This window comes from Maribacter aestuarii (assembly GCF_027474845.2).
GTDB lineage: Bacteria > Bacteroidota > Bacteroidia > Flavobacteriales > Flavobacteriaceae > Maribacter > Maribacter aestuarii.
Map to the genome: position 1 here is coordinate 2918005 of NZ_CP107031.2, position 17988 is coordinate 2935992.

The following is a 17988-nucleotide window of genomic DNA, read 5'->3' on the forward strand; positions in this document are numbered from 1 at the left end:
TAGTATTTTTAGGATATGGAAAATTTGGATGATTTAAGATATCCCATTGGGCATTTCGAGTGTCCCGAAAATATCTCGCAAACGCATATTTCGGATTGGATAGAAACCTTGGAGACATTACCAAAGCGATTGGAAAACCTTGTACAACATTTTTCAGTGGAGCACCTGGAAACACCTTACAGACCTGGGGGATGGACAGTTAGGCAAGTTGTGCATCATATTGCGGACAGCCACCATCACAGCTATACGCGGTTTAAATGGGCGCTCACGGAGGAGCAGCCGCTAATTAAGGCCTATGAGGAAAAGGATTGGAGTAATCTTTTTGATGCCCGCACGGCCCCGATTCAACTATCCTTGGATCACATAAAAGCACTACATGCCAAGTTGGTCTATCTGCTAAAAGGACTTTCTCCTGAAAACATGAAGTCTTTCTACATTCATCCAGAAGGAAAAGTAAAAGTAACCGTTGCTGAAAATATTGGAAAATATGCTTGGCACAGTAATCATCACTATGCACATATTAAAAATTTGGCCAAACGGATGGGGTGGTAGATTAAAATCTTAAGATATCTTCAGACTGCGCTAGAGGTCAAATCCATTTTTTCAAGATGTACATCGGTCGCTCTTCTTCGAGGGCATTTTCAAAGGGAACTTTGGTCTCCCCTTGCATCTCAAATCCATTTTTAAGATAAAAATTCAATGCCGGTCCCTTTTGCATGGTATCCAACCAAATTAATTTTTTATTTATTTCCTTAGCCCTTAATATTATGAACTGCAATACCTTCTTGCCGATGCCCATTCCAGTAGCCTCTTTGAGGATATAAATCTTATCGACATATAACGATTCTTTCCTGGAATGGTGCCCCAAACTTTTATCTTGGGTAAATTTCAAAATACCAACGGGTGATTTTTTTAGGTGGATGATAAAGAGATGTGTGTTGGCATCTGAAGCCTCTTTTACCAGAACTTCATCTGTGAAACTATTTTGGATGTATGAAGAGGAATCTCCATCTGGCCATAGGTGTAAGTAATGTTGGTCATAAGCTTTAGTGCCTATAGTAATATAAGTGGAGTACTTTTCAGTCGTTAAGGGTTCAAAGCGTATAATATCTGTCATAGATTACTAGGAAATTTCTCCACCCTCCGGGCCATAAAATAACACCCATGTAGAAAAATCATTGGTAAAATTTTCAAACCGGTGTGTTATGCCGGCGGGAACAAATAAAAAGTCACCCGGTATAAAGCTAGTTCGCACCCCGTCATTTAAAAATTCGCCGGTTCCAGAAACAATTATATAAACCTCATCTCGGCTATGCGGTTGCTGTAAATCTATTTTATCCGGTTTGTAAATTTCTAGGGATAACGTGCCATGTTCAAAAAGAGAAAGAAAAGGGGAAGATTCTTTTTTTAACTTTTCCAATGCCTCTTTAGTGCTAACTTTCATAATCAAAATTATTATTACCCAATGTCGGCCCATTTAATGTTACAGCCAATACTTGGCTTTTGCACCGTACTAATTTCATTTCCTTCTAACAATGCGTCCATAGCATTTCTTAAATCCCTGCCATTTAGTGGTAGATTATTGCCCGGGCGAGAATCGTCCAATTGTCCCCTATACACCAATTTTAGGTCTTCATCGAATAAATAAAAATCCGGTGTGCAGGCCGCCTGGTATGCCTTCGCTACTTCTTGCGATTCGTCATAGAGATAAGGAAAAGTGTAATCTTCGGCTTTGGCCTTTATCTTCATATAACTAGGACCATCCTGGGGATAATTCTTAATATCATTGCTAGAAATAGCTATAAAACCAATTCCTTTGTGTTGATATTCTTTTGCCATTTTTGAAATTTCCGGGTTTACGTGGACTACAAAAGGGCAATGGTTGCAAATAAACATGATTACGGTACCTTTTTCACCCTTCATGGCTTGCAAATTCATCGTTTTTTCTGTTACCGTATCCATAAGGCTGAACTCCGGTGCTAAAGTACCAAGGGCCAGCATTTTGCTTTCTGTTCTTGCCATTTATCTTTTTTTGAATTATAAAGTTAAGCGTATTTCTATTGCGGGTTGTAACCATAAAACATATTTTTAACAGAAATACGCCTTAAAATTGACCGATACGCTCTTAGATACAGTACGGATTAACTTTGACCGCGACGCCTTGTGGACATTGAACATAGTCTTGGCGTTTGTCATGTTCGGGGTGGCACTGGAAATTTCCATTAAAGATTTTAAGCAACTCTGGTTGGCACCAAAGCCCGTTTTAGTAGGTGTTTTTAGTCAATTTCTCTTGTTACCTGCCGTGACCTTACTTTTAGTATTACTTATTCAGCCTTATCCAAGTATAGCATTGGGTATGTTTATGGTTGCCGCCTGTCCTGGTGGTAATATTTCAAATTATATCACGTATTTAGGGGGAGGAAATGCCGCCTTATCCATTTGTCTAACGACTATTACGACGTTACTCGCAGTAGTGATGACACCATTAAATTTACAGTTTTGGGGTTCATTTTATAATCCCAGCTCAGCACTCTTGGAAGCTGTTGCCATTTCGCCTTTTGAAATGATAAAACTGGTCTCCTTACTATTGGGCGTGCCTTTGGTGCTGGGTATGATGGTAAATTATTGGAAACCAATTGTGGCACAAAAATTAGCTAAGGTGTTAAAAGTGATTTCTTTACTATTTTTCATCTTTTTAGTTTTTTTAGCACTGTGGAACAATCGCGAAATATTCCTCGAATATATTTTATATGTATTTTGGATTGTACTCGCCCATAACCTTCTGGCATTTCTCACAGGGTTTTCAATCGCTAGGGTTTTTGGTCTGGCCTTAAAAAATATAAAGACCATTACCATAGAAACCGGTATACAAAATTCAGGGTTGGGTCTCTTATTGATTTTTACTTTTTTCGATGGGTTAGGTGGCATGGCCCTATTAGCGGCTTTTTGGGGTATTTGGCATATCGTTTCGGGGTTAGTTTTGGCAAGTATTTGGAATTATAAATCAGCTGAAAAGAAAGCTTTAGTTTGAAAAATATAGTTTATAGCGCCATCAAGGCGGTAGTAAAGGCGGTGCTTCACTGCTACTATAAAAAAATAGAGATTATAGGTCTGGAAAATGTTCCCAAGGATAAACCAGTACTTTTTTTACCTAACCATCAAAGTGCTTTAATGGACGTTTTGTTGATTGTAACAGATTGTAGTAGAAAACCCTATTTTCTAACCCGATCTGATATTTTTGGCAATCCATTTTTGGATAATATCTTTAATTTTTTCAGAATGATACCGATATATCGTATTCGGGACGGTCGGGATGCGTTATCCAAGAACGAGGCCATTTTTGACAAATGCGCTGATGTCTTCAAAGGTGGATCGGCAATAGTTATGTTTCCAGAAGCTAACCATCATTTAAACAGGTCGGTGCGGCCTTTAAGCAAAGGTTTTACACGGATATTGTTCCGAACCATGGAAAAGTATCCCGATTTGGATATTCAACTAGTACCCGTTGGATTAAATTATAAGGATGCAATTAGTTTCCCAGACGAGGTTTCACTTTACTACGGGAAACCAATCTCATTAAAGGATGTTTATCAAGAGAAGGACCTACATGTTACCGGAATTCGGTTGAAGGAAACTATTACCAAAAACCTCCAAATGTTGACTACACACATACCACCAAACGTAAATTACGAAAAAGTGGAGGCCAAGTTGTACGAGAAAAATATCAATTTTTTGAATCCGACGGAAACTAATAATGAGATCCAGAAGGTATTGAAAGAGCCTTTGGCGGATGACGAGGTTTTAAAAAACAGGAGGGAGAAAACATCAGTTTTGTCTCCGCTTTTTACTCTATTGAATTTGCCGTTAGTCCTGTTTTGGCGAATCATAGTAAAACCAAAGGTTTGGGAACCGGAATTTATGGCAACTATGCTGTTTTCAACGGCGTTTATAGGTTTTGGCATTTACTACCTGTTGATTTTTACCATATTACTTCTACTCGTAAATTGGAATGCCGCTCTTTTTAGCGTTTTGGGGATTTTTTTATTCAACTGGCTTTTCGTTAAGTATGGAAACTTGTAGAACTCTTTTTCAATTCAAAAGCCCTGTACGTCTTCCAATTTAGGAAAGGCCGGATAGGGCTATAGAACAAAGTTTAAAATAATTTCGAATCTTATACTTACATCATCTCGCCAAAGAAAATAGCGTTCATCAACAACTTGTTCGTTCCATACCAAAAAGCTCTAAAATTAGTATTGTCGGTAAACGCTATTACCCTGCCTTTTCCTAAACGTTGTACTTGAAAAGGAACGGAATTCTTAAGTAGCTCCAAGTTTTCTTCAGAGATATAGCCACTTAACAACGGATTGTTCGTGTAAGTTATAGGATTGTCATAACTGTCCTTATCAGGTTCTATGTAAACATTCGTGTTTCTGAACAACGCCAGGTTGTCATTCTTATATCCATAATTAATAGGGTGGGAGAGGTCTTGTTTAGCCTCAAAGATGGCACCCCCAGTTACCTGTGCGCCGCTAAAATCTCTTTTTTCTTCAAAAGATATATTTTTGGCCACTAGGGTGTCTTTTTGAATTTCAATTTCATGAATTCGTTTTTGTTGAACCATTCCGCCACATTCCGGTAACCAATCAAGGTTCCACCAGATTTGACCCATTCCTTCAAATTTTCCGTACTCTTTTTATCCAAAGCATTATCTTTAGCACTAGGAAGAATGATATCTGTGTACTTGCTTAGGTCAACCCTGCTTAAATAACTCAAATCCAGTTTTGTTAGATTGATATCATATCGCGTGTCGAACAAATGCCAGATTTCACCAGCGTCATAAGAGCGGATTCCATCACCAACTATAATGGCTATTTTTTGTTTTTTAACAGGGTCAAAGTCATTACTTCCCAAATCGATACCCTTGGTTAGCCCAGTTCCTACGGAAGTTATGTCCAATTTGCTATCTTCGGCTACCTGCGTTAAAAACTCAAACAATGCCGTAGCATCCATATCCTGATTTTGGACAGGAACCATGATAGTCCCATAATCATAACTATTGCCCTCTACAGTGAATTTGGATTTAGCCACTTTGGCACGTAGCCCTTTTTCTAAAATAGCATTCAGCGCTTTTGGAGTGTAATACTCGTTCCATTCAAATAGATACGCATAATTGCTTTTGGGACCTATACTTCCGGATAGCGGTTTCAAATCAGTTATTTCGGAACCTGCGTTTGACAAAGAGTTCATCTCTGAGTAATCAACATTGAAGGCCAAGGGAAAAGTCCATGCCGATATATCGTAGAACAAACTGTCGGTGAACGTGGTACGCCTTTCGAACATTGCCTTTAGCAATCGTGGATTTTTTTGCGCCATAGGTACAACGTAGCTTTTTCCTTTTACATAGGATTTTCCATTTATGGTTGCATCGTTAGCAAGCTCGTGAACCTTTATTTTATGCCGTTTCAATATCTCGGCCAAATGCCAAGCTTTGGCACCATCCTTACGGTCCCCAAATACAAATCCCTTGGTCTTGCTTTTGGTCGCCTCGGCGGCAATATCCTTGTAATATTCCTTTTGATAATTTAGAATTTTTTCACGCATGTTTTTTGCCGCTTCAATAGTAGAGAGCGCAGTTATAAACTGATTGCGTACTGTAAAAGGAAATGTCAGTATTCCGTTTTCACTTTCCTGAATGTGTCCTCTGGAACTTGCCTGTTCAAAAAGGATTCCAATACTCCCATTCACATCAGGGAAGGTAGAACCTTTGCCGTAGTAATAATCGTCATACCCCTCCTCAGAATAATACAGCGAACCTATTTTATCCAAGGCTTTGGCATGATAAGTTCCAATTTCTTCCGTTAGTTCTTGATTGATTTTAGGCGTTAACGGGTGAACCCGAGTAGGCTCCCCAGGTTGAAAAAAGAAGGTGGAATTCGTGCCCATTTCATGATGGTCCGTTAAGATATTCGGCAGCCATTTGTGAAAGCTTTCTATCCGTGCCCTACTTTCCGGCAACTGTACGGGAAGCCAATCCCTGTTCATATCAAACCAATAATGGTTGGTTCTACCCCCAGGCCAGACCTCATGATATTCACGTTCGTTGTTATCCGAAATTAAATTTATACTTTTATTGGTGTTGGCCCAATATGCGAACCTTTGTAGGCCATCTGGGTTATAGGAGGGATCCATCAAAATGACCATATCGTCCAACATAGACTCAATTTCAGGCCCTTGAGCGGCTGCTAGATGATACGCGTAGGCCAGGCCGGCGTTGGCACCGCTAGGTTCGTTTCCGTGAATTGAAAAACCTTGGTACACGATAATGGGCATGTCAGAAATATCCACATTTCCACTATTCTCTGTTAGCGCAATATGTTCTTGCCTAATTTGTTCAAGATTCTGGTGATTTTTTGGAGTCGTTATGGTAAGCAATAGAATTGGTCTCCCCTCAAAGGTTTCACCGCGATTTTCTATGGTAATACGATCACTTGCTTCTGCCAAAGTCTGCATATAAAACATGAGCTTATCATGAGTTACATGCCATTCACCTACTTCATGGCCTATAATTTCTTTTGGGGTGGGGATGGATGGGTCATACGTTATTCCTTGTTGTAGGTAGTAATTTAGGTCTAGTTGATCTTGGGCGTAGGAATAAAAATTTAGGACTAGTAAAAGTGCAAGTATTGTTTTTTTCATTTTGGATTGGTTTTAGCTACTTTATAAAAATAAAAAACGACCCTTAATTATTAGGGTCGTTATCATTTATTTAAGAGAAATCAAAAATTATATGTCATCAAAATCAACATCTGTAAAACTTTCCGTTGTTGGTTCTTTTGTTTCGGCTTCTTTTTCTTCCTCTTTCTTAAAATCTTTTTGGTGTCTTTCGGAAATGACTTCAGTTCCTTTTTCATTGATGATAAAATCCATCATTTCTTCAACATTTTCCTTAAAGGCTTCAAAATCTTCTTTGTACAGATATATTTTGTGTTTTTTATAATGGAAGGAACCATCGTCATGTGTAAATTTCTTACTCTCGGTGATAGTCAAATAATAGTCTCCTGCCTTGGTGCTTCTTACATCGAAAAAGTAAGTTCTTCTTCCTGCTCTTAAGACCTTCGAATGAATTTCTTCCTGGTCCATTAAATCTCTATCGCTCATTTCCTGTGGTTATAGTGTCTGATTATTCTATCAAAAATGAAAAAAAAATCGCTATCCGACAACATATTTCTAGTTTTCTTTCTCCGAGAGTTGATTCTGATAGAGCTCTTTATAATAACCATCTATATTGTTCAATTCCTCATGAGTACCCTCTTGCAGGAGCTCTCCGTCCTCTAAAACAAGTATTTTATCCGCATTTTTTGCTGAAGACACCCTATGGCTTACAATGAGTGTTGTCCGCTCTTGGGAAGCCTTTTTGAGGTTGGATAGTATTTCTTCTTCTGTTTCGGTATCCACGGCTGACAAACAATCGTCAAAAAGATAGATTTTTGGATTTTTGATTAAGGCACGGGCAATGGATACCCGTTGCTTTTGACCTCCGCTAAGGGTTATTCCCCTTTCGCCTAAAACGGTCTCATATTTCTTGGAAAAGCCCATGATATTCTCGTGAACTACTGCCTCCTTCGCTATATTAATGATTTCCTCATCGGAGGCATCATGCTTTCCAAATTTAATATTGTTCTTAATGGTGTCAGAAAATAAGAAGGCATCCTGGGGCACGGCACCTATAGATTCCCTCAGACCTTTTACATCTATTTGTTTGATTGGCTTATCATCTATTAATATTTCACCTGAAGTTACATCGTACAAGCGCGCTACCAAATCCAATATGGTAGATTTACCCGACCCTGTTTTTCCTATAATGGCTGTAGTTTCTCCTTTATTTATTGTAAAAGAGATGTTCTTTAAGGCTGTAATCTCTGTATCGTCATAAGTGAAACTTACATCCTTGAACTCAATTTTCCCTTCAACGTCACTCGTAATGGCTTGGCTATTATCCAGTTCTGGTTGCTCGTTTAGAAATTGGTTGATTCGTTTTTGACTGGCTTCAGCTGTTTGTACAATAGAAGTAAGCCAGCCCACGATTGCTACGGGCCAGGTAAGCATGTTAACATATAGAATGAACTCGGCAATGAGGCCCACACCTATCTCACCGTTTAAGTACTGTACGCCCCCAATATAAATGACCAAAATGTTACTGATTCCGATTAAAAGAATCATTAATGGAAAAAACCACGCGTTTACTTTTGCTAGGTTCATGCTTTTATTCTTCCCTTCATTGGCCAAGAATTCCAACTCTTGATTCGTCCGTGGTTCTATGGCGTATGCTTTTATGACCGAGACACCGGAAAAAGTTTCTTGGGTAAACGTGGATAAGTTGGATAAAAACTCCTGCACGATGGTACTTCTCCTATGGATAATCTTACTTATTTTATAAATCAGAACAGAAAGAATGGGCAAAGGTAATAGTGTATAAGTGGCAAGCGTGGGCGCTTTAATGAACATCAGCGGCACAAGACAGGCAAAGAGCGTAAGGGTCTGTATCCCATACATGATAGCTGGACCAGCATATAAGCGCACCTGATTTACGTCCTCACTGATTCGGTTCATCAAATCACCCGTTCTATTTTTTTTATAGAAATTGAGACTTAAAATCTGGTAATGGTCAAAAACTTCATTTTTAAGATCATACTCTATATAACGGGATATATTTATAATGGTCTGACGCATTAAAAATGTAAAAAATCCAGAGAGTAATGCGGCTCCAACAATAATTAATATGTAATCTAACAGTAGGGATTTTGCATCAACCTTTGCTAATTCTCCATTTAAGAATTGCTCTACGGCAGATATGGTCTTATTCACATATGTGGGCATCACCAGTTGAAAAAGTCTGGCGATTATTGTTATGATAATACCTATTAAGAGTTTACCCCAATATTTTTTGAAGTATTTGTTCAGATGCTTAAGTTCCTTCATTGGGAATTTAAATAGGAGGTTTATGGATTCCAATGCCAAATATAGGTTTTTGGGGAGGAAACAAATGTTATAAAATACCTAAGATAAATACGAATGGCATTGTAGCGCTTTAAATAGATGCTTACTTTTGTGCCCTGAAATCAATCAAAAGATAAAAGTTCTTTAAAATGCTAACAAGAAGGCATATCAGGGTAAAAGTGATGCAATGCATCTATGCGCTGATCCAATCCAAAGATGACTCCTTAGAGAAACAGGAGAAATTTTTAAAAGTAAGCATCAAGAATACCTATACTCTTTATTTACTTTGCCTAAGTTTATTGATGGAAATCCATCAAAGAGCTTCCGAACAATTGACGCTCTCCTCTAAAAAATACCTGGATGACGGTAGTGAGCTTTATCCTAACAAGGATAAATTTATCCAAAACCGACTGTTATTGCAGCTACGGGAGAACCATCTCTTAAAGGAAGAGCTTTCCAACAGGAAATTGGATAATTGGTACCTGAACGATGAATATGTAAAATTACTTTATAAGGCCATCGTTGAAAGTGATATCTATAAGGAATACATGTTAGAACCTACCTCCAACTATAATTTAGACAAGGATTTGGTGGTTCAGCTTTTTAAGGAAATCATTGCACCCAACGAAAAGATTTATGATTACTTTGAGGATGATACGCTAACTTGGGTAGACGACATTCCAATCGTAAATACATTCCTCTTAAAACAGCTGAAGAAGTCCAAGGAAGACCAGGATGCTTCCTATTTTCTGCCTAAGCTTTTGAAGGATACTGACGACATGGTTTTTGCCAATACTTTATTGACGAAAACTTTGTTGAACAATGATAAATTGGAAAAGGAAATAGAGGGTAAAACACCCAATTGGGATAAAGACCGCATTGCCGATGTAGATTCAATTTTATTGAAGATGGCCATATGTGAACTACTCAATTTTTCCTCCATTCCGGAGAGGGTTACTATAAATGAGTATTTGGAGATAGCTAAGGAATATTCAACTCCAAAAAGCAGCATCTTTATCAACGGTATTTTGGACAAGCTCACGAAGGAATACAGAGCGGAAGGAAAGCTGAATAAAATAGGTAGAGGATTGTTATGAAATAATTTTCTAATTTTACGTTTTAATATTAAACAAATTATTTAAAAAAATGAGAAAGATAGTTTTAGCCATGAGTATGGTTTCTATGATTGCGTTCACTTCCTGTAAGGAAAATGCATCAAGTAAAATAAATTCGGATAATGTTGCAGAGGCAGCAGTAAGGGACGAGGCTGCAAAAGCTGTTCCAGTAATGTCCTTTGAAAAGGCAGAGCATGATTTTGGAACTATTGAGCAAGGAACGCCTCAAGAGACTGCTTTTAAGTTTACCAATACTGGTAACGCCCCATTGATTATTACAGATGCAAAAAGTAGCTGCGGTTGTACTGTGCCAAATCCTCCAAAAGACCCAATCGCTCCTGGTGAATCAAGTGAGCTTTTGGTGAAATTCAACGGATCTGGACAAAATCAAGTTACAAAGACCATAACGGTTACAGCAAACACTGAAAAAGGTTCTGAAATATTGAGAATAAAAGCCTTTGTTAATCCAAAAGGTGCAGCTCCATTGGGACCTGTCAAGTAAGATTTTAATTAAACAAGAACCAAAAGATGGGTGATATAGGGCAGTTTCTTCCAATGATACTGATATTTGTGGTGGCATATTTTTTTATGATCCGTCCACAAATGAAGCGTGCCAAGGATGAGAAAAAATTTGCAGCAGAATTAAAGCGCGGCGATCGTGTTATTACAAAAAGTGGGCTCCATGGCAAAGTCGTTGATCTCAACGATAAGGACGGGTCCTGTGTTTTGGAAACTATGGCCGGAAAATTGAAGTTTGACAGATCGGCTATATCATTGGAGATGAGCAGAAAACTTATAGCTCCGGAGAAAAAATAGACTTATAGTTTAAAGAAAAAAAGCACCAATGGGAACATTGGTGCTTTTTTTATGCTAATTTTTTTACCTTAAGGCTATAAAATAATATGAGATGTTATTGAGCAGAAGATCATTTATTGAAAAGAGTGCTGTCGGTTTTGCAGCTACGGGTGCCTCGTTCTTATTTCCCATGGAGTTGTTAAGTGTCCTAAGGAAAAAAGTGGGACCCAATGACACCATCAATGTGGGATTGATAGGATGTAAAGGAATGGGGTTTTCCGATTTAACATCGATGCTGAAAATGAGTGAAATCAACTTAATTGCCCTATGTGATGTAGATGAAAGGGTCTTGGAGGCCCGCACAGGGGATTTGGAAAAGGCGGGAATAAAAAAACCAAAATGGTATAAGGACTATCGTAAGCTTTTAGAGAATAGGGATGTGGATGTCGTCATAATAGGAACTCCGGATCACTGGCATTGTTTGCAATTAACCGATGCCTTAAAGGCTGGGAAAGATGTTTATTGTGAGAAGCCCATTGCAAACTCTATCCAAGAGGCGGATATTATGCTCAATTATGTAGATGCAAGTGATCGCATGGTGCAAATAGGTCAATGGCAAAGAAGTCAGCCCCATTTTGTAGATGCTATAAACTACGTGCATTCCGGGAAATTGGGGGAAATACGATTGGCGAAGGCATGGGCATACCAAGGTTGGATGAAACCAGTACCCATAGTTCCAGACACCGCTGTGCCGGAAGGTGTAGACTATAAAATGTGGTTAGGGCCCGCTCCGGAACGAGCTTTTAATCCCAATAGATTCCATTTTAATTTTAGGTGGTTCTGGGATTATGCCGGTGGGCTTATGACAGATTGGGGCGTACATCTTATTGATTATGCACTTTATGGTATGAAGGCTGGGACCCCTAAATCCGTAATGGCATTGGGTGGAAAATTTGCTTACCCTAATGATGCATCTGAAACTCCGGATACCTTACAAACCGTCTACGAATATGACGGATTTTCCATACTATGGGAACATGCCACCGGTATCGATGGTGGTAATTATGGTCGTAACCACGGCATTGCCTTTATTGGAAATAATGGAACGTTAGTGTTGGACAGGCAGGGTTGGGAAATTATCCCGGAGGAAGAATTTCAAGGTTGGGGCCAGAAAGGGGTTCCCAAAATGGAAGCATCATCTTTTGACAGGGGAGAGCTGAGTGGGTTAGATTTACATACAACTAATTTTATTGATGCAGTCAAGAGCCGGGATGCATCCAAGTTGAACGCACCTATTAAAGTTGGTTATGAAGCCGCACTGGTTTCCCATATGGGCAATGTTGCCTTTAAGACCGGAAATAGAATTTATTGGGATAACACTACCGGAGCATTTAAGAATGAGGAAGCCAACCAATTTTTAAAGGCTGACTATAAAAATGGCTGGAAACTTCCTATGCTTTAATTTAAGCGCTTTTAGCCCTCAAGGCTATTTATATTTGTCGTTGAGTCCTTCACCTTTTTTAATCATTGGAAGTATTTTTTCCAAACGGGATTTTTTGGTTTTATTCTGTTTTGCCGATGCTATGTACTCTATGTACTCCTTTTGATTATAGGGTGCTAATTTTTTGAATGACTTTTGGGCATGTAGGTCATTTTTCAAGGCTTTTTTTAATTCAACCGGTATTGTAAAACTAACTGGTGCTTTCTTTTTTGAATTCAACTGAATTCCCTTTTTCTGGTTTTCAATGGCTTCATTAATATAAGCTAGGACACTCTTTTCATCAATTTCTTGAATGGAGTTGAATTTCCAATGCCGCATGGCCTGGGTTTTTCCCTCTTGCGCATTTTGCAGTACTTTTTTCCTATCGCTAAGAAATACACCGTTAAAAAACCAAATACCAAAATGCTGTTTGAATTTGCAGATGGACAAAACGTTTTTACCATCTAACGTATAGGTGGGAAAATTCCATTTATAGGTTTCTTCTAGATTTGTCTTGAGGGCCAGGTTCCGTAAGATTTCTATAGCCTTTTTAAAATGATGTTCTTCTCCGTAATAAGCTTCTATTTTTTCGGATTTATCCATGATGCTAAATCTTTACTTGCGGTAAGTTCGCAAATTTTTACGATAACCTCAACTGCCTTTTGCATACTTTCCACGGGAACGTATTCGTATTTACCATGAAAATTGTGCCCACCGGCAAAGATGTTCGGGCAGGGAAGGCCCTTAAAACTCAATTGAGAACCATCGGTTCCACCACGTATAGGTTTAATAATAGGTGCTACTCCTACTTCCTCCATGGCCCTCTTGGCTATTTCAACAATGTGCATAACAGGCTCTATTTTTTCACGCATATTAAAATATTGGTCCTTTATTTCTAAGGAAATGTAATCTCCATGTTTGTTGTTGAGTTCTTTGACGGTAGTTTGCAGGAACTGTTTGCGATGCAAGAAATCATCATGGTCGTGGTCTCTTATGATTAGTTCTATGTTGGCTAGCTCTATGGCCCCGTCAATGTGGTTCACATGAAAGAAACCTTCGCGTCCTTCCGTATTTTCGGGAGTTTCTTTTTTTGGTAATGCACTTAGGAACTCATTGGCGATGGTTATGGCGTTTACCATTTTACCTTTGGCGTATCCAGGGTGTACACTTTTACCGGTAATATTTACCTTGGCACCGGCCGCATTAAAATTCTCATATTCCAGTTCGCCTATTTGACTGCCATCCATAGTATAGGCCCATTGCGCACCAAAAGTTGCAACATCAAATTTGTGCGCGCCTCTTCCTATTTCCTCATCTGGCGTGAAGCCTATTCGAATTGTACCATGTTTTATTTCCGGATTGTTTATCAGGTATTCCATGGCCGTAACAATTTCCGTAATACCGGCCTTATCATCCGCCCCAAGTAGCGTAGTACCATCCGTTGTAATTAAGGTTTGGCCCTTGTAAAGTAACAGGTCATTAAAATAATCCGGAGATAAAACAATTCCAAGGTCTTCGTTGAGTAGAATATCCGTGCCATCGTAGTTTTCAATAATTTGAGGATTTACGTTGGTGCCGGTAAAATCTGGTGTCGTATCAAAATGTGCTATAAACCCGATAATGGGAACCTCTTGTTCAACATTACTCGGTAAAGTTGCCATGATATAGGCGTTTTCATCTATGGTTACATCATGTAATCCTATCTGCTTTAATTCATTAACAAGCTTATGAGCTAAATCCCACTGTTTAGTAGTACTTGGGGTAGTGTTCGAATCTGGGTCACTCTGTGTATCTATTTTTACGTAGCTAATAAATCTGTCAATGATATGTTGCATGAATTCGGTTTTAAATCAAAAATAGGGTTATAAATCGTATTTTCGTAAAGCTTTAAATACGTGAGGTTCATGATGAATATGATAAAGAACAATGGTATTTCCTTGATGTTCGTTTTTATAAGTTCCGTTGCGATGGCCCAGGCAGATTGCGTTTTGGGAGTGGGTTTAACGGATGATGCTACCTTAATAGAGGTTTTTCAGATGAACGGGATGCAACAAGAGAAATTGGCAAATTTAGGCGCTGAATTAAAATATAGGAACGAGCTTTTAAACGACCAATTGGAAAATGTGATGAAGAGGCACCCCCAATCGAATGCTACAGAATTAAGACAGCTTGCAGATAAGTACAAGGGGGTAGTGGATAGTATGGCCATTATTCAGACAATGATTGACAAAAGAGTGTTGGCCCTTTTTAATGAGAAACAGTACGAGCTTTATCTTTCGCTTTGCGCTGAAGCTTCTCGTTCACCATTCATAGTGGTTCCAGCGGTATATAATGACAGTATCCCTGTAAAAAACCGTTAAAGAGTTTTATTTTTTTTGTCAAAGGAGAACTAAAGGTTTATTCTCTGCAGTTTGTATTTTTGTCGAAAATTACCCCACCCTTATGTATAGATTTATAATCCGGCCCTTTTTATTCTTGTTCGACCCGGAACAAGTTCATCATATCAGTTTCAAGATGATCGGTTTTTTTTCAAAACTGGGATTATCGGGCTTGTTTCGAAAGCGTTTCGTATTGAATGATCCACGTTTGGAAAAAGAGGTTTTTGGTCTAAAGTTTAAAAATCCAGTAGGTCTGGCGGCAGGTTTTGATAAAAATGCAGTCTTATATAACGAGTTATCCGACTTTGGCTTTGGTTTTATAGAAATAGGTACGCTTACCCCAAAACCGCAAGAAGGGAATCCCAAAAAAAGATTGTTCAGGCTTAAGAAGGACCAGGCCATAATCAATCGCATGGGCTTTAATAACAATGGCGTGTTTGATGCTGTGGAAGAGCTGAAGAAAGAACATAGGGTGTTGATCGGTGGAAATATTGGAAAGAATAAATTAACACCCAATAAAGAGGCTATCAAAGATTATCTCATATGTTTTGATGCCCTTTTTGACCATGTTGATTATTTTGTAGTCAACGTTAGCTCACCAAATACTCCCGGACTTAGGGAGTTACAGGACAAAGAACCTCTTACAGCTTTGCTTTTGGAGCTACAAAAAGAGAACGACAAATACGCCTTGAAGAAGGGTCTAGAACGAAAGCCAATATTACTAAAAATCGCTCCTGACCTGTCGGATAGTCAACTTTTAGATATCATTGAAATAGTGGAAATCACTAAGATTGATGGTATCATTGCTACGAACACCACAATTTCTCGTGAAGATTTGAAATCACCATGCCTTTTGGTTGAAGAAACTGGAGGTCTTAGCGGAAGGCCGCTAAAGGATAGAAGCACGGAGGTCATTCGGTTTTTGGCAGAAAAGAGTGACAAAGCATTTCCAATCATTGGAGTGGGGGGTATACTTTCCCCGGAAGATGCACAGGAAAAATTGGCCGCTGGCGCAGATTTAGTGCAACTCTGGACTGGTTTTGTTTATGAAGGGCCTGGTTTGGTAAAAAGAATAAATAAGGCAATACTTGAAGGTCTAGAAGCCTAAAAGTTGATTATTTTGGAAAATAAAATAATTATTGCAGTTTATTAATGATGTATTGGGACTAATCTCAACGCGTCCAATAATCAATCACCAGAACGTCATCTAAATAAGGAGTTAATACTGCTCCAAATGCCTTATGGTCGGGATGCGGCAAATAAATCGCCCTATCTTCTTCACTTTTAAAAGTTAAGAAAAAGGAATGGGTGAATCCCTTATCCAATCCCTCGGGGCTATTGTTCGTTCCCCATTCGTAGCCCATTATTTCCGGAATTTTGGCAGGCAAGGCACTGAACGCATCCTCCACTTTTTTAATATCTTCCTTGGCTGTACCGTCTTTAAATTTGAACAAGACGACATGTCTTAGAACGCTGTCCGGCATTTGTGTTGTTTTTTCAGTTATTGAATTTTTTTTCTTTTCAGAAATAGTACTGGTAAAACTATAGGAAACCAGAATTGCCATGATTCCTACAACAGTTAATTTTGTCTTCATCAATTTCATTTTGGACAAGGTATTAAAAATAATTAGGGTATGGTCAGTTTTTGTATTTTTCCAGTTACAGTTTCAAAAATATAATATTGGATTATTCAATTCTTTTAGCCTTTTCCCTTGCTACGTTTGCACTTGCATTATCTCCTGGGCCTGATAATATTTTTGTAATGATACAAAGCATCAGCAATGGCAGGAAATATGGTTTGGCCACTGTTGCCGGTCTTATGACCGGTTGTTTGGTACACACAACGTTATTAGCCTTTGGTATATCCGCGGTAATCAAAAACAACCCATTTATATTGGTAAGTATAAAAGTTTTTGGAGCGGTATATCTTCTTTACTTGTCTTGGGTAGTTTTTAAAGCGGATAGTAACATTGCACTCAATGATCAAGTCGATAAAAATAAAGGCTTATTGGACCTTTTCCGCAAAGGATTTATAATGAACGTTTTAAATCCTAAGGTAACCATCTTCTTTCTAGCATTTTTTCCAGGTTTCCTTTTTTCGGACGAAATAAGTAACGTAGTCCAGTTCTATATTTTGGGTATGCTTTTTATCTTGGTATCCTCCCTAGTTTTTGGAAGCATAGCGCTATTGGCGGGAACTATCAATAGTTACCTGAATAAGAATAAAAGCACTGGTTTTCTGCTCAAATGGCTTCAAATAATTGTGTTTATTGCCATCGCGATTTATTTATTATTCGGATAATATATTTTGAAATGGATTCTTGAAACTGAGTTTGTACATTTACATCATGTCCGATAAAATCAAAATAATCGAATGTCCTAGAGATGCCATGCAGGGCATTAAAACTTTTATCCCAACAGCCCTCAAGGCAAAATATATCCAATCATTACTAGGATGTGGTTTTGATACAATCGATTTTGGAAGTTTCGTTTCTCCCAAGGCCATTCCTCAAATGGTGGATACGGCAGAAGTATTGTCAAAACTGGATTTGAGCAAAACAAAGAGCAAGCTTCTGGCTATTGTTGCGAATGTTCGTGGAGCTCAAGATGCCGCGAAGCACGATGAAATTGATTATCTCGGCTTTCCTTTTTCCATCTCCGAGAATTTTCAAATGCGTAATACACATAAAACAATTGCAGAATCCGTAGTAACGTTACAGGAGATCTTTAATATCGCAGGTGCCTCTAATAAAGAAGTCGTTACGTATATATCCATGGGTTTTGGTAATCCCTACGGCGACCCATGGAATATGGAAATCGTTGGAGAGTGGACCGAGAAACTAGCGGCTATGGGCGCGAGAATTTTATCTTTATCGGATACTGTAGGCTCTTCGGACCCCGAGACTATACATTATCTCTTTTCCAACTTAATTCCAAAATACCCGGAAATTGAATTTGGCGCCCATTTACATACGACACCTTCAAAATGGCACGAGAAAGTACATGCTGCCTATAAAGCCGGTTGTTTAAGGTTTGACGGTGCGGTGCAAGGATTTGGCGGTTGTCCTATGGCCAAGGATGAGTTGACCGGTAATATGCCCACGGAAAAAATCCTATCCTATTTTACTGCGGAAAAAGCAGATACAGGAGTGAACTGGATGGTTTTTGAAGCAGCTTACAACAAGGCTACAGAGTTGTTTACTTCATATCATTAAAAAAGCCC

Annotated in this window: 19 protein-coding genes and 1 pseudogene; 11 read left to right on the forward strand and 9 right to left on the reverse strand. The window is 38.7% G+C overall.

All coding sequences use genetic code 11. The features are described 5' to 3' along the window. The first annotated feature begins 15 nt into the window (after nt 1-15). Entirely contained in the window at nt 16-552 is a 537-nt protein-coding gene (locus N8A89_RS13295) for a YfiT family bacillithiol transferase (protein WP_281542680.1), read from the forward strand. 37 nt (nt 553-589) lie between these two features. On the opposite strand, the gene N8A89_RS13300 is transcribed toward N8A89_RS13295, so the two are convergent. From N8A89_RS13300 to N8A89_RS13310, 3 genes are read right to left on the reverse strand one after another with little or no spacing between them, the layout of a single operon-like run. Beyond that, nucleotides 590-1117: a GNAT family N-acetyltransferase gene (locus N8A89_RS13300; RefSeq protein WP_281542681.1), complete on the reverse strand. Its 528-nt coding sequence runs from the start codon at nt 1115-1117 to the stop codon at nt 590-592. A gap of 6 nt (nt 1118-1123) precedes the next feature. Beyond that, on the reverse strand, nt 1124-1444 hold the full coding sequence (locus N8A89_RS13305) for a cupin domain-containing protein (RefSeq protein WP_281542682.1): 321 nt from the start codon (nt 1442-1444) through the stop codon (nt 1124-1126). 14 nt (nt 1445-1458) lie between these two features. Next, the gene (locus N8A89_RS13310) at nt 1459-2022 is read right to left on the reverse strand and encodes a thioredoxin family protein (protein ID WP_281542683.1); all 564 of its coding nucleotides are present in this window, start codon (nt 2020-2022) and stop codon (nt 1459-1461) included. A gap of 88 nt (nt 2023-2110) precedes the next feature. Between N8A89_RS13310 and N8A89_RS13315 the strand changes: the two genes are divergently transcribed. Continuing rightward, nucleotides 2111-3031: a bile acid:sodium symporter family protein gene (locus N8A89_RS13315; protein WP_281542684.1), complete on the forward strand. Its 921-nt coding sequence runs from the start codon at nt 2111-2113 to the stop codon at nt 3029-3031. Then, the gene (locus N8A89_RS13320) at nt 3028-4080 is read left to right on the forward strand and encodes a lysophospholipid acyltransferase family protein (RefSeq protein WP_281542685.1); all 1053 of its coding nucleotides are present in this window, start codon (nt 3028-3030) and stop codon (nt 4078-4080) included. Before N8A89_RS13315 ends, N8A89_RS13320 begins: the two co-directional genes overlap by 4 nt. A 97-nt stretch (nt 4081-4177) precedes the next feature. On the opposite strand, the pseudogene N8A89_RS13325 reads toward N8A89_RS13320, so the two are convergent. The 3 genes and pseudogenes from N8A89_RS13325 to N8A89_RS13335 form a co-directional block, all read right to left on the reverse strand. Further along, nucleotides 4178-6696, reverse strand: a pseudogene (locus N8A89_RS13325) (M14 family zinc carboxypeptidase). 87 nt (nt 6697-6783) lie between these two features. Next, complete coding sequence (locus N8A89_RS13330; RefSeq protein ID WP_281542686.1) at nt 6784-7158, reverse strand: PUR family DNA/RNA-binding protein; 375 nt, start codon at nt 7156-7158, stop codon at nt 6784-6786. 69 nt (nt 7159-7227) lie between these two features. Continuing rightward, on the reverse strand, nt 7228-8979 hold the full coding sequence (locus N8A89_RS13335) for an ABC transporter ATP-binding protein (RefSeq protein ID WP_289644455.1): 1752 nt from the start codon (nt 8977-8979) through the stop codon (nt 7228-7230). Nucleotides 8980-9146: 167 nt separating this feature from the next. Between N8A89_RS13335 and nusB the strand changes: the two genes are divergently transcribed. The 4 genes from nusB (at nt 9147) to N8A89_RS13355 (ending at nt 12369) form a co-directional block, all read left to right on the forward strand. Continuing rightward, nucleotides 9147-10094: a transcription antitermination factor NusB gene (gene nusB / locus N8A89_RS13340; RefSeq protein WP_281542687.1), complete on the forward strand. Its 948-nt coding sequence runs from the start codon at nt 9147-9149 to the stop codon at nt 10092-10094. A 49-nt stretch (nt 10095-10143) separates the two neighbouring features. Then, a complete protein-coding gene (locus N8A89_RS13345) occupies nt 10144-10614 on the forward strand; it encodes a DUF1573 domain-containing protein (protein WP_281542688.1) in 471 nt (156 codons plus the stop codon). Nucleotides 10615-10640: 26 nt separating this feature from the next. Continuing rightward, nucleotides 10641-10928 carry a preprotein translocase subunit YajC gene (gene yajC, locus N8A89_RS13350; protein WP_289644456.1) on the forward strand — a complete coding sequence of 96 codons (288 nt, stop codon included), beginning with the start codon at nt 10641-10643 and terminating at the stop codon, nt 10926-10928. A gap of 91 nt (nt 10929-11019) precedes the next feature. After that, nucleotides 11020-12369, forward strand: a complete 1350-nt coding sequence (locus N8A89_RS13355; RefSeq protein WP_281542689.1) for a Gfo/Idh/MocA family protein — start codon at nt 11020-11022, stop codon at nt 12367-12369. 24 nt (nt 12370-12393) lie between these two features. On the opposite strand, the gene N8A89_RS13360 is transcribed toward N8A89_RS13355, so the two are convergent. Both N8A89_RS13360 and pepT read right to left on the reverse strand, forming a co-directional pair. After that, nucleotides 12394-12990 (reverse strand): YdeI/OmpD-associated family protein, encoded by a 597-nt coding sequence (locus N8A89_RS13360; RefSeq protein WP_281542690.1) that lies wholly within the window; start codon nt 12988-12990, stop codon nt 12394-12396. Continuing rightward, nucleotides 12969-14222, reverse strand: coding sequence for a peptidase T (pepT, locus tag N8A89_RS13365; RefSeq protein WP_289644457.1), 1254 nt, complete (start codon nt 14220-14222; stop codon nt 12969-12971). Before pepT ends, N8A89_RS13360 begins: the two co-directional genes overlap by 22 nt. Before the next feature lie 69 nt (nt 14223-14291). On the opposite strand from pepT, the gene N8A89_RS13370 reads away from it, so the two are divergent. Together N8A89_RS13370 and N8A89_RS13375 are read left to right on the forward strand one after the other, a co-directional pair. Further along, entirely contained in the window at nt 14292-14747 is a 456-nt protein-coding gene (locus tag N8A89_RS13370; RefSeq protein ID WP_281542691.1) for a hypothetical protein, read from the forward strand. Nucleotides 14748-14829: 82 nt separating this feature from the next. After that, on the forward strand, nt 14830-15873 hold the full coding sequence (locus N8A89_RS13375; protein ID WP_289644458.1) for a quinone-dependent dihydroorotate dehydrogenase: 1044 nt from the start codon (nt 14830-14832) through the stop codon (nt 15871-15873). 64 nt (nt 15874-15937) lie between these two features. On the opposite strand, the gene N8A89_RS13380 is transcribed toward N8A89_RS13375, so the two are convergent. After that, on the reverse strand, nt 15938-16360 hold the full coding sequence (locus tag N8A89_RS13380) for a Dabb family protein (protein WP_289644459.1): 423 nt from the start codon (nt 16358-16360) through the stop codon (nt 15938-15940). 86 nt (nt 16361-16446) lie between these two features. Here N8A89_RS13380 and N8A89_RS13385 point away from each other — a divergent pair, with 86 nt between their 5' ends. Together N8A89_RS13385 and N8A89_RS13390 are read left to right on the forward strand one after the other, a co-directional pair. Further along, nucleotides 16447-17067 (forward strand): LysE family translocator, encoded by a 621-nt coding sequence (locus N8A89_RS13385; RefSeq protein WP_281542693.1) that lies wholly within the window; start codon nt 16447-16449, stop codon nt 17065-17067. 46 nt (nt 17068-17113) lie between these two features. Continuing rightward, a complete protein-coding gene (locus N8A89_RS13390; protein WP_281542694.1) occupies nt 17114-17980 on the forward strand; it encodes a hydroxymethylglutaryl-CoA lyase in 867 nt (288 codons plus the stop codon). Nucleotides 17981-17988: the final 8 nt, after the last annotated feature.

Excerpts from the sequence above, each read along its gene's own strand:
- N8A89_RS13390 (WP_281542694.1), top strand. The coding sequence starts at position 17,114 with ATGTCCGATAAAATCAAAATAATCGAATGTCCTAGAGATGCCATGCAG.
- pepT (WP_289644457.1), bottom strand. The coding sequence starts at position 14,222 with ATGCAACATATCATTGACAGATTTATTAGCTACGTAAAAATAGATACA.
- N8A89_RS13380 (WP_289644459.1), bottom strand. The coding sequence starts at position 16,360 with ATGAAGACAAAATTAACTGTTGTAGGAATCATGGCAATTCTGGTTTCC.
- N8A89_RS13335 (WP_289644455.1), bottom strand. The coding sequence starts at position 8,979 with ATGAAGGAACTTAAGCATCTGAACAAATACTTCAAAAAATATTGGGGT.
- N8A89_RS13370 (WP_281542691.1), top strand. The coding sequence starts at position 14,292 with ATGATGAATATGATAAAGAACAATGGTATTTCCTTGATGTTCGTTTTT.
- N8A89_RS13345 (WP_281542688.1), top strand. The coding sequence starts at position 10,144 with ATGAGAAAGATAGTTTTAGCCATGAGTATGGTTTCTATGATTGCGTTC.
- N8A89_RS13310 (WP_281542683.1), bottom strand. The coding sequence starts at position 2,022 with ATGGCAAGAACAGAAAGCAAAATGCTGGCCCTTGGTACTTTAGCACCG.
- N8A89_RS13355 (WP_281542689.1), top strand. The coding sequence starts at position 11,020 with ATGTTATTGAGCAGAAGATCATTTATTGAAAAGAGTGCTGTCGGTTTT.
- N8A89_RS13300 (WP_281542681.1), bottom strand. The coding sequence starts at position 1,117 with ATGACAGATATTATACGCTTTGAACCCTTAACGACTGAAAAGTACTCC.
- N8A89_RS13360 (WP_281542690.1), bottom strand. The coding sequence starts at position 12,990 with ATGGATAAATCCGAAAAAATAGAAGCTTATTACGGAGAAGAACATCAT.
- yajC (WP_289644456.1), top strand. The coding sequence starts at position 10,641 with ATGGGTGATATAGGGCAGTTTCTTCCAATGATACTGATATTTGTGGTG.
- N8A89_RS13330 (WP_281542686.1), bottom strand. The coding sequence starts at position 7,158 with ATGAGCGATAGAGATTTAATGGACCAGGAAGAAATTCATTCGAAGGTC.
- N8A89_RS13295 (WP_281542680.1), top strand. The coding sequence starts at position 16 with ATGGAAAATTTGGATGATTTAAGATATCCCATTGGGCATTTCGAGTGT.
- nusB (WP_281542687.1), top strand. The coding sequence starts at position 9,147 with ATGCTAACAAGAAGGCATATCAGGGTAAAAGTGATGCAATGCATCTAT.
- N8A89_RS13375 (WP_289644458.1), top strand. The coding sequence starts at position 14,830 with ATGTATAGATTTATAATCCGGCCCTTTTTATTCTTGTTCGACCCGGAA.
- N8A89_RS13305 (WP_281542682.1), bottom strand. The coding sequence starts at position 1,444 with ATGAAAGTTAGCACTAAAGAGGCATTGGAAAAGTTAAAAAAAGAATCT.